Below are 15,104 nucleotides of genomic sequence, written 5' to 3' on the forward strand. Positions count from 1 at the left end.
GTCAAGTCGTTAAGGGCTCAGCCTTCATTATCCGATCTGGAGTCAAAATGTCCTCACGTAAAGAGCTTGCCAATGCTATTCGTGCGCTGAGCATGGACGCAGTACAGAAAGCCAAATCCGGTCACCCGGGTGCCCCGATGGGTATGGCTGACATTGCCGAAGTCCTGTGGCGTGATTTCCTGAACCACAACCCGACTAACCCGTCCTGGGCTGACCGTGACCGCTTCGTGCTGTCCAACGGCCACGGCTCCATGCTGATTTATAGCCTGCTGCACCTCACCGGCTACGATCTGCCGATGTCCGAGCTGCAGAACTTCCGTCAGCTGCACTCCAAAACTCCGGGTCACCCGGAAGTGGGTTACACCGCGGGTGTTGAAACCACTACAGGTCCTCTGGGTCAGGGCATTGCGAATGCAGTGGGTATGGCTATCGCTGAAAAAACGCTGGCGGCGCAGTTTAACCGTCCAGGTCACGACATCGTTGACCACTTCACCTATGCTTTCATGGGCGACGGCTGCATGATGGAAGGTATCTCTCACGAGGTATGTTCCCTGGCTGGTACGCTGAAGCTGGGTAAACTGGTTGCGTTCTACGATGACAACGGCATCTCTATCGATGGCCACGTTGAAGGCTGGTTCACCGATGACACCGCGAAGCGTTTTGAAGCTTACGGCTGGCATGTGGTTCGTGGCGTTGATGGCCACGATGCTGACGCCATTAAACGTGCAGTAGAAGAAGCACGCGCAGTGACCGACAAACCGTCCCTGCTGATGTGCAAAACCATCATCGGTTTCGGTTCTCCGAACAAAGCGGGTACTCACGACTCTCACGGTGCACCGCTGGGCGATGCAGAAATCGCACTGACCCGTGAACAGCTGGGCTGGAAATACGCACCGTTCGAAATCCCGTCTGAAATCTACGCGCAGTGGGATGCGAAAGAAGCCGGTCAGGCAAAAGAAGCTGCATGGAACGAGAAGTTCGCTGCTTATGCGAAAGCCTACCCGCAGGAAGCGGCTGAATTTACCCGTCGTATGAAAGGTGAAATGCCGTCTGACTTCGACGCAAAAGCGAACGAGTTCATTGCTAAGCTGCAAGCTAATCCGGCGAAAATCGCCAGCCGTAAAGCTTCTCAGAACGCGATTGAAGCCTTCGGTCCTCTGCTGCCTGAATTCCTCGGCGGCTCCGCTGACCTGGCACCGTCTAACCTGACGCTGTGGTCTGGTTCGAAAGCGATTAACGAAGATACTGCCGGTAACTACATCCATTACGGCGTGCGTGAATTTGGTATGACCGCGATTGCCAACGGTATCTCGCTGCACGGTGGTTTCCTGCCGTATACCTCCACCTTCCTGATGTTCGTGGAATATGCCCGTAACGCGGTGCGTATGGCTGCGCTGATGAAACAGCGTCAGGTCATGGTCTACACCCACGACTCCATCGGTCTGGGCGAAGACGGCCCGACTCACCAGCCGGTAGAGCAGGTTGCTTCTCTGCGTGTGACCCCGAACATGAGCACATGGCGTCCGTGTGACCAGGTTGAATCCGCCGTTGCGTGGAAATACGGCGTTGAGCGTCAGGACGGCCCGACCGCGCTGATCCTCTCCCGCCAGAACCTGGCACAGCAGGAGCGTACCGAAGAGCAGCTGGCAAACATCGCTCGCGGTGGTTACGTGCTTAAAGACTGCGACGGTCAGCCGGAACTGATCTTCATCGCTACCGGTTCTGAAGTTGAGCTGGCTGTGGCTGCGTGGGACAAACTGACTGCCGAAGGCGTGAAGGCTCGCGTGGTTTCCATGCCGTCTACCGACGCGTTCGACAAACAGGATGCCGCTTACCGTGAGTCTGTGCTGCCGAAAGCGGTTTCCGCTCGCGTTGCAGTGGAAGCAGGTATCGCTGACTACTGGTTCAAATACGTGGGCCTGAACGGCGCAATCGTCGGTATGACCACCTTTGGTGAGTCTGCTCCGGCAGAGTTGCTGTTTGAAGAGTTCGGCTTCACCGTAGACAACGTTGTCGCGAAAGCAAAAGAACTGCTGTAATTTCGATTACAGGTGAAAACGGGTCGCTCAGGCGGCCCGTTTTTTTTTGCTTTTCCGGAACGCGCCGCGCGTTGCGCAATCGCACGGCGCAGTCTGCTATCCAGACCGTCTGCGGCATCGTTGAAGGGCTCCGGGACTCGGACCTCGCGCTGGTGATTAGATGTAGGTTAGGGGGCTTTCTGATTTAAATCAGGGTGTGTAACACGACAACGAAATAATTTTGCTACGGTTATTCGTCATTCTGGAATATGGAATAAATTTAGCGTTGAAGGGCGTTAAAATGTGACGCAAGTCAGATAACTGTGTTCTGTTGCTGGACAATCATTCCTTTTATTCCGCGTTTCGCTTATTCTAGCTGAAGCGTTTCAGTCGATTAAATGTTCGACAATTAACCAATTAGTCGCAGTTTGCGACAGGTAAGGTTTCCCTGAGCGATTTGCTGCATTACTCTGTCTGCCACATCGTTTCTGAGAAATCCTTGCAGGAGACCTATGACCGTACGCGTAGCGATTAATGGTTTCGGTCGCATCGGACGCAACGTGGTTCGTGCTTTGTATGAATCCGGGCGTCGGGCGGAAATCACCGTGGTGGCAATCAACGAACTTGCGGATGCTGCAGGCATGGCGCATTTGTTGAAATATGACACCAGCCATGGACGTTTTGCCTGGGATGTTCGTCAGGAACGTGACCAGCTCATGGTTGGCGATGACGCTATCCGCATTCTGCATGAGCGAACACTCGATGCACTTCCATGGCGCGAACTGGGTGTCGACATCGTGCTGGATTGTACGGGGGTCTTCGGCAATCGCGAACACGGCGAGGCGCATATTGCCGCTGGTGCAAAAAAAGTGCTCTTTTCACATCCTGGTAGTCACGACATCGACGCAACCGTTGTGTATGGCGTTAATCAGGATCAGCTGCGCGCTGAGCACCGGATCGTTTCCAACGCTTCCTGCACCACGAATTGCATAATACCCGTCATTAAATTGCTGGATGATGCTTACGGCATTGAGTCTGGTACCGTCACCACGATCCACTCTGCGATGCACGATCAGCAGGTTATTGATGCTTATCATCCTGACCTGCGTCGCACGCGAGCGGCCAGCCAGTCGATTATTCCGGTTGATACCAAACTGGCGGCGGGCATCACGCGAATTTTCCCGCAGTTTAACGATCGTTTTGAAGCGATAGCGGTGCGTGTACCAACCATAAATGTGACGGCGATCGACTTAAGCGTGACGGTGAAAAAACCAGTAAAAGCCAGTGAAGTCAACCAGTTGCTGCAAAAAGCAGCACAAGGTGCATTTCATGGTATAGTTGACTATACGGAATTACCGTTGGTCTCTGTAGATTTTAACCACGACCCGCACAGCGCCATCGTTGATGGTACGCAAACGCGTGTGAGTGGCGCTCACCTGATCAAAACGCTGGTCTGGTGTGATAATGAATGGGGCTTTGCTAACCGTATGCTCGACACTACGTTAGCGATGGCTGCTATTGGTTTCAGGCTCGACGCTTGAGCGTCGACAAAACTTTATGAATCAACGAGAGGATTCACCATGTCTGTAATTAAGATGACCGATCTGGATCTGGCTGGTAAACGCGTTTTTATCCGTGCGGACCTGAACGTACCAGTTAAAGAAGGGAAAGTAACCAGCGATGCGCGTATCCGTGCTTCTCTGCCGACCATCGAACTGGCCCTGAAACAGGGTGCGAAAGTGATGGTAACTTCCCACCTGGGTCGTCCTACCGAAGGCGAGTACAACGAAGAATTCTCTCTGCTGCCGGTTGTTAACTACCTGAAAGACAAACTGTCTGCTCCGGTTCGCCTGGTAAAAGATTACCTGGACGGCGTTGAAGTCGCTGCCGGTGAACTGGTAGTTCTGGAAAACGTTCGCTTCAACAAAGGCGAGAAGAAAGACGACGAAGCACTGTCCAAAAAATATGCTGCGCTGTGCGACGTATTCGTAATGGACGCTTTCGGTACAGCTCACCGTGCACAGGCTTCTACTCACGGTATCGGTAAATTCGCTGATGTAGCTTGCGCAGGCCCGCTGCTGGCTGCTGAGCTGGATGCGCTGGGTAAAGCACTGAAAGAACCTGCTCGTCCGATGGTTGCTATCGTTGGCGGTTCTAAAGTTTCCACCAAACTGACCGTTCTGGATTCTCTGTCAAAAATCGCTGACCAGCTGATCGTTGGCGGTGGTATCGCGAACACCTTCGTTGCCGCTCAAGGCCACAACGTGGGTAAATCCCTGTACGAAGCTGACCTGGTTGACGAAGCTAAGCGTCTGCTGACCACTTGTGACATCCCGGTCCCGACCGACGTTCGCGTAGCGACTGAATTCTCTGAAACTGCACCGGCTACTCTGAAGTCCGTTAGCGATGTGAAAGAAGACGAGCAGATCCTGGACATCGGCGACGCTTCTGCACAGCAGCTGGCTGACATCCTGAAGAATGCGAAAACCATTCTGTGGAACGGCCCGGTTGGCGTGTTCGAGTTCCCGAACTTCCGCAAAGGTACTGAAATCGTTGCTAACGCTATCGCAGACAGCGAAGCGTTCTCTATCGCAGGCGGCGGTGACACCCTGGCAGCAATCGACTTGTTCGGCATTGCTGACAAAATCTCCTACATCTCCACTGGCGGCGGCGCTTTCCTCGAATTCGTGGAAGGTAAAGTATTGCCAGCAGTAGCGATGCTCGAAGAGCGCGCTAAAAAGTAAGCATTTAATGGGCAGGGAAACCTGCCCAATTATTAGCGCGCTTTAGAGCGCGCGCCCTTTCCAAGGCCGAAGATACAGGATTCGTAATATGTCTAAAATTTTTGATTTCGTAAAACCAGGCGTAATCACTGGTGATGACGTACAGAAAGTTTTCCAGGTAGCAAAAGAAAACAACTTTGCTCTGCCAGCTGTTAACTGCGTGGGTACCGACTCCATCAACGCCGTTCTGGAAACCGCTGCAAAAGTTAAAGCGCCGGTAATCGTACAGTTCTCCAACGGTGGTGCTTCTTTCATCGCGGGTAAAGGCGTGAAGTCTGACGTTCCTCAGGGCGCTGCAATCCTGGGTGCTATCTCTGGCGCGCATCACGTTCACCAGATGGCTGAACACTACGGTGTTCCGGTTATCCTGCACACTGACCACTGCGCGAAGAAACTGCTGCCGTGGATCGACGGTCTGCTGGACGCGGGTGAAAAACACTTCGCAGCAACCGGCAAACCGCTGTTCTCTTCTCACATGATCGACCTGTCTGAAGAGTCTCTGGAAGAGAACATCGAAATCTGCTCCAAATACCTGGCGCGCATGTCCAAAATGGGCATGACCCTGGAAATCGAACTGGGTTGCACCGGTGGCGAAGAAGACGGCGTGGACAACAGCCACATGGACGCTTCTGCACTGTACACCCAGCCGGAAGACGTTGATTACGCATACACCGAGCTGAGCAAAATCAGCCCGCGTTTCACCATCGCAGCTTCCTTCGGTAACGTTCACGGCGTTTACAAGCCGGGTAACGTTGTTCTGACCCCGACCATCCTGCGCGACTCTCAGGACTATGTTTCTAAGAAACATAACCTGCCGCACAACAGCCTGAACTTCGTCTTCCACGGCGGTTCCGGTTCTACTGCTCAGGAAATCAAAGACTCCGTAAGCTACGGCGTAGTGAAAATGAACATCGACACCGATACCCAATGGGCTACCTGGGAAGGCGTTCTGAACTACTACAAAGCGAACGAAGCTTACCTGCAGGGCCAGCTGGGCAACCCGAAAGGCGAAGATCAGCCGAACAAGAAATACTACGATCCGCGCGTATGGCTGCGTGCTGGTCAGGCAACCATGATCACCCGTCTGGAACAGGCTTTCAAAGAACTGAACGCGGTTGATGTTCTGTAATTTACGCCGTTCTACGTGACATGAGGCCCGCAAATGCGGGCCTTTTTTATTGCCATTTCAATATGCTGCTGGCAGAGAATTCTGTGATCTGTTTGGCAAAATCCAGGTTTATTGTTTACCCTTGTCAGATTGCCAGTCCCGTTGGGACGGCTTTATTTTTCCCATTTGGGTAAGCAAAAAAGGAATATTGAATGGAAGATTTGAATGTTGTCGACAGCATAAATGGTGCGGGCACCTGGCTGGTCCGCAATCAGGAGCTGCTGTTAAGCTATGCCGTCAACATCGTTGCGGCCATCGCCATTGTCATTATCGGTATGATTGTGGCGCGCATCGTATCAAACACCGTTAACCGCCTGATGGTGGCACGTAAAATTGATGCAACCGTTGCTGACTTCCTCTCTGCACTGGTGCGTTACGGTATTATCGCGTTCACGCTGATTGCCGCTCTGGGCCGAGTTGGGGTACAAACCGCTTCTGTGATTGCCGTTCTCGGTGCCGCAGGTTTAGCCGTTGGTCTGGCGCTGCAAGGTTCGCTGTCCAACCTCGCTGCTGGCGTGCTGCTGGTGATGTTCCGTCCGTTCCGCGCAGGTGAGTATGTAGACCTCGGAGGCGTAGCGGGAACCGTACTCAACGTGCAGATTTTCTCCACGACTATGCGTACCGTAGACGGTAAGATTGTGGTGATCCCAAACGGTAAAATCATTGCCGGGAACATCATTAACTTCTCTCGTGAGCCGGTTCGTCGTAACGAATTTATCATCGGCGTGGCTTACGACTCCGATATCGATCAGGTGAAAAAAATCCTCACCGATATCATTCAGTCTGACGAGCGTATCCTTAAAGATCGTGAAATGACGGTGCGCCTGAATGAGCTGGGCGCTTCCTCGATTAATTTTGTGGTACGCGTCTGGAGCAACAGTAGCGATCTGCAAAGCGTTTACTGGGACGTACTGGAGCGTATTAAACGCGAGTTTGACGCCAATGGTATCAGCTTCCCGTACCCGCAGATGGATGTGAACTTCAAGCGTGTGAAAGAGAGCGCGGCAGAGTAATCGCGTGCCCGGTGGCGCTATCGCTTACCGGGCCCACAGGTTTTATAGGCCGGATAAGGCGTCAGCCGTCATCCGGCATTTCCCCCTCCCCCCGTGGTATTAATTCTTCTTATCCCTGATTAAAATTATCCATTTCCGCTAATGTTTTCCCCGCGCTATAGTCTGCTCCTAAGAGAAACAGTTCGGGATGATTAACGTGTTATCGTATTATTTTCAAGGGCTTGCACTTGGTGCGGCTATGATACTTCCTCTCGGTCCGCAAAACGCCTTCGTGATGAATCAGGGGATCCGTCGCCAGTATCACATCATGATTGCTTTACTCTGCGCTATCAGCGACTTAGTGCTGATTTGCGCGGGGATCTTTGGCGGTAGCGCCTTGCTGATGCAGTCACCATGGCTGATGGCGCTTGTCACTTGGGGTGGGGTGGCATTTTTACTCTGGTACGGTTTCGGGGCGTTAAAAACGGCGATGAGCAGTAACCTGGAACTGGCCAGCGCCGAGGTGATGAAGCAGGGCCGCTGGAAAATTATCGCTACTATGCTGGCGGTGACATGGCTCAACCCCCATGTTTACCTGGATACCTTTGTGGTGCTGGGGAGTCTGGGAGGCCAACTGGACGTTGAGCCTAAGCGCTGGTTTGCGCTGGGTACCGTCAGCGCTTCGTTCCTGTGGTTCTTCGGCCTGGCATTGCTGGCGGCCTGGCTCGCTCCGCGTTTGCGCACTGCTAAAGCACAGCGGATCATCAATACCCTGGTAGGATTGGTGATGTGGTTTATCGCTTTTCAGTTGGCAAAAGAAGGTGTTGCGCACGTTCATGCGTTGTTCAACTAAGTGTTGTCTGATGGACAACGCAGCGAGATCGGCTAAGCTTGCCTGCATGTGCCCTGAGTTTCGGGGTAATTAATGAAACATGGAGGAACGACCGTGAAGTTCAAAATAATGGCCCTGGCGGCATTAGTCGGATTCAGCGCACTATCGGTACAGGCAAATGAGTTGCCAAATGGACCGCACATCGTGACTTCCGGAACGGCAAGCGTGGATGCGACACCAGACATCGCTACTCTGGCGATTGAAGTGAACGTAGCTGCAAAGGATGCGGCTTCAGCGAAGAAACAGGCTGATGAGCGCGTGGCACAATATCTGTCCTTCCTTGAACAGAACCAGATAGCGAAGAAAGATATTAGCGCGGCAAACCTGCGCACCCAGCCGGACTACGACTACCAGAATGGTAAAAGCGTCCTTAAAGGCTATCGTGCGGTACGTACCGTTGAGGTCACGCTGCGTCAGTTGGACAAACTCAATGCGCTGCTCGATGGTGCACTGAAGGCCGGTCTGAATGAGATCCGTTCGGTATCGCTTGGCGTTGCCCAGCCGGATACTTACAAAGATAAAGCGCGTAAAGCAGCAATTGATGATGCTATTCATCAGGCTGAGCAGTTAGCTGCGGGCTTTAACAGCAAATTGGGGCCCGTTTACAGCGTGCGTTACCATGTTTCCAATTATCAACCGAGCCCGATGGTACGGATGATGAAAGCAGATGCAGCGCCTGCGACATCCGCTCAGGAAACCTACGAACAGCCGGTTATTCAGTTTGACGATCAGGTTGATGTGGTCTTCCAGATTGAGCCGACGGCGGGGCAACCAGCAGCAACGCCAGCCAAAACCCAGTAATCATTGCAGACCCGGCTTTCCAGCCGGGTTTTTTCTGTGAGCAACTGTAAAAATGAGACCCCACATCCAGTCTTTTTTTTCGCCGTAATGAGGATAGGCCATAGCGATTTTTAAGGGGACGCTATGGATATTTTTATCTCGAAAAAGATGCGTAATTTCATTCTGCTGGCGCAAACCAATAACATCGCCAGAGCGGCAGAAAAAATACATATGACCGCATCGCCTTTCGGTAAAAGCATTGCCGCACTGGAGGATCAAATCGGCTATACGCTGTTTACCCGCAAAGATAACAACATCAGCCTGAATAAAGCCGGACAGGAACTGTATCAGAAGCTGTTTCCCGTTTATCAGCGCCTTTCTGCCATTGATAACGAAATCCATAACGCCTCTCGCCGCTCGCGGGAAATCGTCATCGGGATCGACAATACCTACCCAACGATTATTTTTGACCAGTTGATTAGCCTTGGTGACAAGTATGACGGCGTGACGGCTCAGGCCGTTGAATTCAGCGAGAATGGGGTTATTGATAACCTGTTCGATCGCAAACTGGATTTTATTATCTCGCCGCAGCACGTTTCCCCCCGCGTCCAGGAACTGGAGAATCTGGCGATTAGCGAGCTGCCTCCGCTGCGTCTGGGGTTTCTCGTTTCCCGGCGCTACGAAGAAAAACAGCCGCAGGATCTGCTGCGCGAGCTGCCCTGGCTGCAAATGCGCTTCCAGAATCGCGCCAACTTTGAGGCGATGCTGGATGCATACATGCGACCCTGCGGGATCAACCCGACGATTATCTACCGTCCGTACAGCTTTATGGCCAAGATCAGCGCGGTAGAGCGCGGGCAGTTTTTGACGGTGATTCCTCACTTCGCCTGGCGGCTGGTGAACCCGTCGACGCTAAAGTATTTCGATGCGCCCGGCAGCCCCATGTATATGCAGGAGTTTCTCTATTCGCTGAAAAACCATCGTTATACCGCCACCATGCTTCAGCATATTGCTGAAGATCGTGACGGTGGCGCAAGTTAACCGAGCATCGATCCTGTTTCGAGAAGATTACGATGCAGATCGAACGCATGGCTGAGATCGTGATGGATATGTCCGCCGGGTGCTTTCTCCAGATAGCGGTGCAGATAATCCCGGTAAAGAGGGTGCGCACAGTTATCGATAATCGTGTGCGCCCGCTGCATCGGAGATAGCCCACGCAGATCGGCAATCCCTTGTTCGGTCACGATCACTTTAACGCTATGTTCGCTGTGGTCGACATGGCTGCACATCGGTACGATGGTGGAGATTTTCCCGCCTTTGGCAATCGACGGCGCCATAAAGATAGACAGGTAGGCATTGCGCTCGAAATCCCCGCTGCCGCCGATGCCATTCATCAGGTTCACCCCCGCAACGTGCGTGGAATTGGCATGGCCGTAGATATCAAACTCCAGACCGACGTTGAGCGCAATAACCCCCAGCCGACGGATGATCTCTGGGTTATTGGAGATCTCCTGCGGGCGCAGCACAATCCGGCTGGCGAAGAAGTCCATGTTGTCGTAAATCTTCTGTAGCGACGGGGCTGAAATGGTCAGGCTGGAGGCGCTGGCACCTGTTATCTTGCCCGTTTCCAGCAGATGCACCACCGACTCCTGCAACACCTCCGAATACATCATAAAGGGCGGGATATCCGGGTTCTCGCCCAGTCGCGCCATTACCGCGTTGTTGATATTGCCCACGCCGCTTTGTAAGGGTAGAAACTCAGCTGGAATACGTTTGTGAGCCATTTCTGCCAGCAGGAAAGTGACGACGTTATCGGCAATTTGCTGGCTGACCGGATTGGTTTTATCCGCCGCATTTCCGGCATCGGGCAGCTCGGTATCCACCACCGCAACCACCTTTTTGGGGTCTATCTGTACGCACTGACTGCCTACGCGATCCATGGTATGAAAAATGGGTACGCTGTTACGCCGTGGTGGCGCACCGGGTATCACGATGTCGGCAAACTCCGCCACACGCGGATTATGGTAATGATTCAGCTCGATTATCACCTTTTTCGCCCGCAGCAGCCAGGTGGGTGCATTGCCAATACCGCTGGAAAGCCAAATCCGGCCATCTGGCGCGATAGCGGAGGCTTCAATGACGGCAACATCGATTTCGCCAAAAAAACCGTAATTAACCATTTGCGCCACTTCACTCAAATGGAGATCGACAAACCTCACCTGGCCCTGATTAATTTTCTCGCGCAGGCCCGATGACGTTTGATAAGGCGCACGCCAGGAAACGGCATCCGCCGCGGATAGAACATCATCAGCGGCGGCACCAATTGATGCTCCGGTCAGCAGGCGGATCTGAAAAGGCTGCCCGTTCTGATGCTGTTCGCAGGCGCGTTGGGCAATTGCGCTGGGTAACGCTTTGGGTGAACCCGCAGGGGTAAAGCCGCTAAACGCCACCATATCATCGTGCTGGATAATTTCTGCCGCCTGTTCGGCGCTCATCCGTTTCATGGCCGTCTCCTTCCTCGGACGTGATTAATGGCCAACAAAATTAGGTTTACGTTTTTCCATAAACGCGTTCATCCCTTCCTGATAATCCTCGCTGTCGTACACCGCGCGGCGCATGCCCTGAATACGCTCGAACTCATCGGAATTCATGGTGTGCGCTTCACCCAGCACGCGAAGTTCTTCTTTGATGACGGCGATGGCCAGCGGTGCTTTTTCCGAGATGTGGTGCGCCATTTGCAGAGTGAAATCTTCCAGTTCCTCGACGGGCACGACATGGTTAAGGATCCCGACCGCCATGGCGCGTTGAGCGGTGATGGGTGAAGCGGTAAAAATCAGCTCTTTAACGATGTGAAAACCAGCGTCGCGGGTCAGGTTGTGGATGCCCACCAGGTTATACGGTACGCCAAGGTTGACTGGGGTCATTGAGAAGGTGGACGTTTCAGCGGCGATGATGAGATCGGAACTCATGATCATTTCAAACGCGCCGCCCCAGACGCTGCCTTCGACCATGGAGATCACCGGTTTCGGATATTTTTGGATCATACGGGTTATCTGACGCAGCGGATCGTCATAGGAGAGCGGATCGCGACGTCCGGTCGGGAGTTCATGAATATCATGCCCGGCAGAAAACACTTTGGCCCCGCTCGGGGCGCGCAGAATGATGCAGCGAATGTCCGCACGATTGAGATCGCTCAGCGCCTGCATCAGATCGTCAATAAACACTTTACTCAGGGCATTGAGCTTGCGGGCGTAATTGAACTCAATAACCGCGACTTTCTGGATGATGACCACGTTGACGTATTGATAAGACATAATGTTCTCTTTATTGAAAGTAATGATGCTGAATAAATTCGCTGATGTGCCGCAGACCGGTGCGTGGCGAAAGATCATTGTTTTTGACGGCCTGTAGCGTCTGCTGGAAATAGCGGTCGAAATCAGTGCGGGCAAACAACAGATGCAGGGCTTCTTCTTCAGCCTGCTGGTGTAACCAGTCCACCGCCTGCTGCTGGCGAACTTTTCCCAGTTTACCGCTGGCGGTCAGGCACGTTTTAAAATCGGTTATTGCTTGCCAGACCTCCTCAATGCCGCGTTTTTCCAGGGCGCTACAGGTTAATACCCGCGGCTGCCACTCGTCATATTTACGACGCAGAATATGCAGGGCGGATTCGTACATATGGCGGGCGATGGCCACGCTGGTATGGTTATCACCGTCGTCCTTATTGATGACGACCAGATCCGCCATTTCCATCAGGCCTTTTTTGATGCCCTGTAAATCGTCGCCACCGCCAGCGATTTGCAGTGAGATAAAGCAATCCACCATGCCTGCGACTTCGGTTTCTGACTGCCCTACGCCGACGGTTTCTACAATCACCACGTCAAAGCCAGCCGCTTCGCACAGCAGCATTAATTCCCGGGCGCGCTGACTGGCACCGCCTAAATGACCGCTGGAAGGGACCGGTCGAATAAACGCAGATTCGGCGCGGGCCAGCTCCGTCATGCGGGTTTTATCGCCAAGAATGCTGCCGCCGCTGACCGGGCTGCTGGGATCGACGGCGATCACCGCTACCCGTAATCCGTGGCGGATAAGCAACATGCCGAATGCTTCCAGGAAAGTGCTTTTGCCCGCGCCCGGCGTACCGGTGATCCCTAAGCGCAGGGCGTTACCGGTGAACGGCATAATCGCGTCCAGCAATTGCGTACTCAGCGGCTGGTGGCGCGGGTGGTTGCTTTCGACCAGCGTCATCGCCTGGGCGAGCGTAGCCCGTTCACCGAGTCGCAAACGACGGACGGTATCTTCAAGCGTGGCGGCGTTAATCATGATGCTGACTGATACGGGTTAACACATCGCGGACGCTGTCGAGCATTGGCGTGCCGGGGCCATAAATGGCTGCCACGCCATGTTCGTGCAGGAAAGCGTAATCCTGCGGCGGAATAACACCTCCTGCTACCACGCAGATATCTTCACGCCCCCATTTTTTGAGTGCGGTAACCAGTTCCGGGATCAGCGTTTTATGGCCGGCGGCCAGCGATGAGGCACCAATCACATGCACATCGTTTTCTACCGCCAGGCGGGCGATCTCTTCCGGTGTGGAGAACATCGGGCTGAGATCGACATCAAAGCCGAGATCGGAGTAGGCGCTGGCGATCACCTTCGCGCCGCGATCGTGGCCGTCCTGACCCATCTTGGCGATCAGAATACGCGGGCGGCGGCCATTTTCCGCGAGGAACTGTTCGGTTTGCGCAACGATGGTATCGAACTCATCGGCGGATTTATCAGACTGATGATAGCTTTGCGCAATCACTCCGGTGACGCACTGGCTGGGAACCAGATACCGATCAAAAGCGACTTCCAGCGCATCGGAGATTTCACCCAGCGTGGCGCGAACGCGGGCGGCGTTGACGGCAGCAGCCAGCAGGTTTTCATTATGTTGCGCGGCGTGGGTCAGCGCGGATAGCGCGGTCTTGACGGCATCGTTGTTGCGGGTGGTGCGGATATGTTTCAGCGAGGCAATCTGCTCGTTGCGCACCTTCACGTTGTCGATCTCCAGTACCGACGTCTCGTCTTCTTTATCCAGCTTGTACTTATTGACGCCGACGATAACGCGCTTACCCTGGTCGATCAGCGACTGTTCACGCGCGGAAGCTTCTTCGATCATCCGTTTAGGGAGCCCGGCTTCGATCGCTTTCGCCATGCCGCCTGCCTCATCAATCTGTTTGATGATCGTGCGTGCCTGCTTCACGATTTGATCGGTGAGTGACTCGACGTAATACGATCCGGCCAGCGGATCGACGGTGCGGCAGATCTCTGATTCTTCCTGAATGATGATTTGCGTATTACGCGCAATACGGGCGGAGAAATCGGTGGGCAGACCGAGCGCTTCATCAAAGGCGTTGGTATGCAGCGACTGGGTACCGCCAAGCGTAGCGCCGAGTGCTTCAATGGTAGTACGCACCACGTTGTTGTACGGGTCCTGCTCGGTCAGGCTCCAGCCGGACGTCTGGCAGTGGGTACGCAGAGCGAGAGATTTCGGGTTGGTCGCACCAAAGCTACTGACCGCTTCACTCCACAAATAGCGCGCTGCGCGCAGCATGGCGACGTTCATAAACAGATCCATGCCGATACCGAAGAAGAACGACAGGCGCGGGGCGAAGTCATCAATTTTTAGTCCGGCGGAGAGTGCGGCTTTGATGTATTCAATACCGTCTGCCAGCGTAAACGCTACCTGCTGCACGCAGTTCGCTCCGGCTTCACCCATGTGATAGCCGCTGATGCTGATGGTGTTAAAGCGCGGCATGTTGCCGGAGCACCAGGCGATGATGTCGGCGATAATGCGCATGGACGGTTTTGGTGGATAAATGTAGGTGTTGCGGCACAGGTACTCTTTCAGAATATCGTTCTGAATGGTTCCGGTGAGTTGTTCCGGCGTTACGCCTTGTTCTTCTGCAGCGACGATATAAAACGCCAGCACCGGTAGAACCGCGCCGTTCATGGTCATCGATACCGACATCTTATCCAGCGGGATCTGGTCGAACAGTATCTTCATATCTTCGACGGTATCGATCGCCACGCCCGCTTTGCCGACGTCACCCGCCACGCGCGGGTTGTCAGAGTCATATCCGCGATGGGTGGCAAGGTCAAAGGCGACGGAAAGCCCTTTTTGCCCGGCGGCGAGGTTGCGGCGGTAAAAGGCGTTGGACTCTTTGGCGGTAGAGAAACCAGCGTATTGACGAATGGTCCACGGCTGCGCGGTATACATGGTGGCGCGCGGGCCACGCACATAAGGCGGCAGACCGGGAAGGGTGCCCGTGACTTCCAGATTATCGAGGTCTTCTTCGGTGTACAGCGGCTTGATGGCAATCCCTTCCGCCGTCTGTCTTTCCAGCGACTCGACGGTTTTTTCCCGTCGACTGAGTTCTTTATTGGCGAGTGTTTGCCACTCCTGCACGTTTGCCATTTTTTGCTCCGTAT

Annotated in this window: 12 protein-coding genes; 8 read left to right on the forward strand and 4 right to left on the reverse strand. The window is 53.8% G+C overall.

The window, feature by feature from the left end:
* Nucleotides 1-47 precede the first annotated feature (47 nt).
* The 8 genes from tkt to srsR all read left to right on the forward strand — a co-directional run bounded on the left by tkt (nucleotide 48) and on the right by srsR (nucleotide 9,674).
* Nucleotides 48-2,039: a transketolase gene (tkt, locus tag OGY71_RS20490; RefSeq protein WP_003825453.1), complete on the forward strand. Its 1,992-nt coding sequence runs from the start codon at nucleotides 48-50 to the stop codon at nucleotides 2,037-2,039.
* Nucleotides 2,040-2,530: 491 nt separating this feature from the next.
* Nucleotides 2,531-3,559: an erythrose-4-phosphate dehydrogenase gene (gene epd / locus OGY71_RS20495; protein WP_003825455.1), complete on the forward strand. Its 1,029-nt coding sequence runs from the start codon at nucleotides 2,531-2,533 to the stop codon at nucleotides 3,557-3,559.
* Between the two features lie 39 nt (nucleotides 3,560-3,598).
* A complete protein-coding gene (pgk, locus tag OGY71_RS20500) occupies nucleotides 3,599-4,762 on the forward strand; it encodes a phosphoglycerate kinase (protein WP_003027032.1) in 1,164 nt (387 codons plus the stop codon).
* 88 nt (nucleotides 4,763-4,850) lie between these two features.
* Nucleotides 4,851-5,930, forward strand: a complete 1,080-nt coding sequence (gene fbaA / locus OGY71_RS20505) for a class II fructose-bisphosphate aldolase (protein ID WP_003027029.1) — start codon at nucleotides 4,851-4,853, stop codon at nucleotides 5,928-5,930.
* A 191-nt stretch (nucleotides 5,931-6,121) separates the two neighbouring features.
* Nucleotides 6,122-6,982, forward strand: a complete 861-nt coding sequence (locus tag OGY71_RS20510; RefSeq protein WP_003825461.1) for a small-conductance mechanosensitive channel MscS — start codon at nucleotides 6,122-6,124, stop codon at nucleotides 6,980-6,982.
* Nucleotides 6,983-7,178: 196 nt separating this feature from the next.
* Nucleotides 7,179-7,814 carry an arginine exporter ArgO gene (gene argO / locus OGY71_RS20515; protein WP_003027005.1) on the forward strand — a complete coding sequence of 212 codons (636 nt, stop codon included), beginning with the start codon at nucleotides 7,179-7,181 and terminating at the stop codon, nucleotides 7,812-7,814.
* A 93-nt stretch (nucleotides 7,815-7,907) separates the two neighbouring features.
* Nucleotides 7,908-8,654, forward strand: coding sequence for an oxidative stress defense protein (locus OGY71_RS20520; RefSeq protein WP_003825465.1), 747 nt, complete (start codon nucleotides 7,908-7,910; stop codon nucleotides 8,652-8,654).
* Between the two features lie 123 nt (nucleotides 8,655-8,777).
* Nucleotides 8,778-9,674 carry a LysR family transcriptional regulator SrsR gene (srsR, locus tag OGY71_RS20525; RefSeq protein ID WP_003825467.1) on the forward strand — a complete coding sequence of 299 codons (897 nt, stop codon included), beginning with the start codon at nucleotides 8,778-8,780 and terminating at the stop codon, nucleotides 9,672-9,674.
* On the opposite strand, the gene scpC is transcribed toward srsR, so the two are convergent.
* Genes scpC through scpA form a run of 4 tightly spaced genes read right to left on the reverse strand, consistent with a single transcriptional unit; the run spans nucleotide 9,671 to nucleotide 15,090 of the window.
* Nucleotides 9,671-11,137 (reverse strand): succinyl-CoA:acetate CoA-transferase ScpC, encoded by a 1,467-nt coding sequence (gene scpC / locus OGY71_RS20530; protein WP_286613642.1) that lies wholly within the window; start codon nucleotides 11,135-11,137, stop codon nucleotides 9,671-9,673. The two genes, srsR and scpC, sit on opposite strands and share 4 nt — an antisense overlap.
* Before the next feature lie 24 nt (nucleotides 11,138-11,161).
* Entirely contained in the window at nucleotides 11,162-11,947 is a 786-nt protein-coding gene (gene scpB, locus OGY71_RS20535) for a methylmalonyl-CoA decarboxylase (protein ID WP_003825473.1), read from the reverse strand.
* A 10-nt stretch (nucleotides 11,948-11,957) separates the two neighbouring features.
* On the reverse strand, nucleotides 11,958-12,953 hold the full coding sequence (gene meaB / locus OGY71_RS20540; RefSeq protein ID WP_003825474.1) for a methylmalonyl Co-A mutase-associated GTPase MeaB: 996 nt from the start codon (nucleotides 12,951-12,953) through the stop codon (nucleotides 11,958-11,960).
* The gene (gene scpA / locus OGY71_RS20545) at nucleotides 12,946-15,090 is read right to left on the reverse strand and encodes a methylmalonyl-CoA mutase (protein WP_206160005.1); all 2,145 of its coding nucleotides are present in this window, start codon (nucleotides 15,088-15,090) and stop codon (nucleotides 12,946-12,948) included. The genes meaB and scpA overlap by 8 nt, the downstream gene beginning before the upstream one ends.
* Between the last annotated feature and the right edge of the window lie 14 nt (nucleotides 15,091-15,104).

This window comes from Citrobacter sp. Cpo109, assembly GCF_030332565.1.
Taxonomy (GTDB): domain Bacteria; phylum Pseudomonadota; class Gammaproteobacteria; order Enterobacterales; family Enterobacteriaceae; genus Citrobacter; species Citrobacter portucalensis.

Bases quoted from the DNA above. Each gene is read 5' to 3' on its own strand.
- pgk (WP_003027032.1), top strand. From the start codon at position 3,599: ATGTCTGTAATTAAGATGACCGATCTGGATCTGGCTGGTAAACGCGTT.
- srsR (WP_003825467.1), top strand. From the start codon at position 8,778: ATGGATATTTTTATCTCGAAAAAGATGCGTAATTTCATTCTGCTGGCG.
- OGY71_RS20510 (WP_003825461.1), top strand. From the start codon at position 6,122: ATGGAAGATTTGAATGTTGTCGACAGCATAAATGGTGCGGGCACCTGG.
- fbaA (WP_003027029.1), top strand. From the start codon at position 4,851: ATGTCTAAAATTTTTGATTTCGTAAAACCAGGCGTAATCACTGGTGAT.
- tkt (WP_003825453.1), top strand. From the start codon at position 48: ATGTCCTCACGTAAAGAGCTTGCCAATGCTATTCGTGCGCTGAGCATG.
- scpA (WP_206160005.1), bottom strand. From the start codon at position 15,090: ATGGCAAACGTGCAGGAGTGGCAAACACTCGCCAATAAAGAACTCAGT.
- epd (WP_003825455.1), top strand. From the start codon at position 2,531: ATGACCGTACGCGTAGCGATTAATGGTTTCGGTCGCATCGGACGCAAC.
- scpC (WP_286613642.1), bottom strand. From the start codon at position 11,137: ATGAAACGGATGAGCGCCGAACAGGCGGCAGAAATTATCCAGCACGAT.
- meaB (WP_003825474.1), bottom strand. From the start codon at position 12,953: ATGATTAACGCCGCCACGCTTGAAGATACCGTCCGTCGTTTGCGACTC.
- scpB (WP_003825473.1), bottom strand. From the start codon at position 11,947: ATGTCTTATCAATACGTCAACGTGGTCATCATCCAGAAAGTCGCGGTT.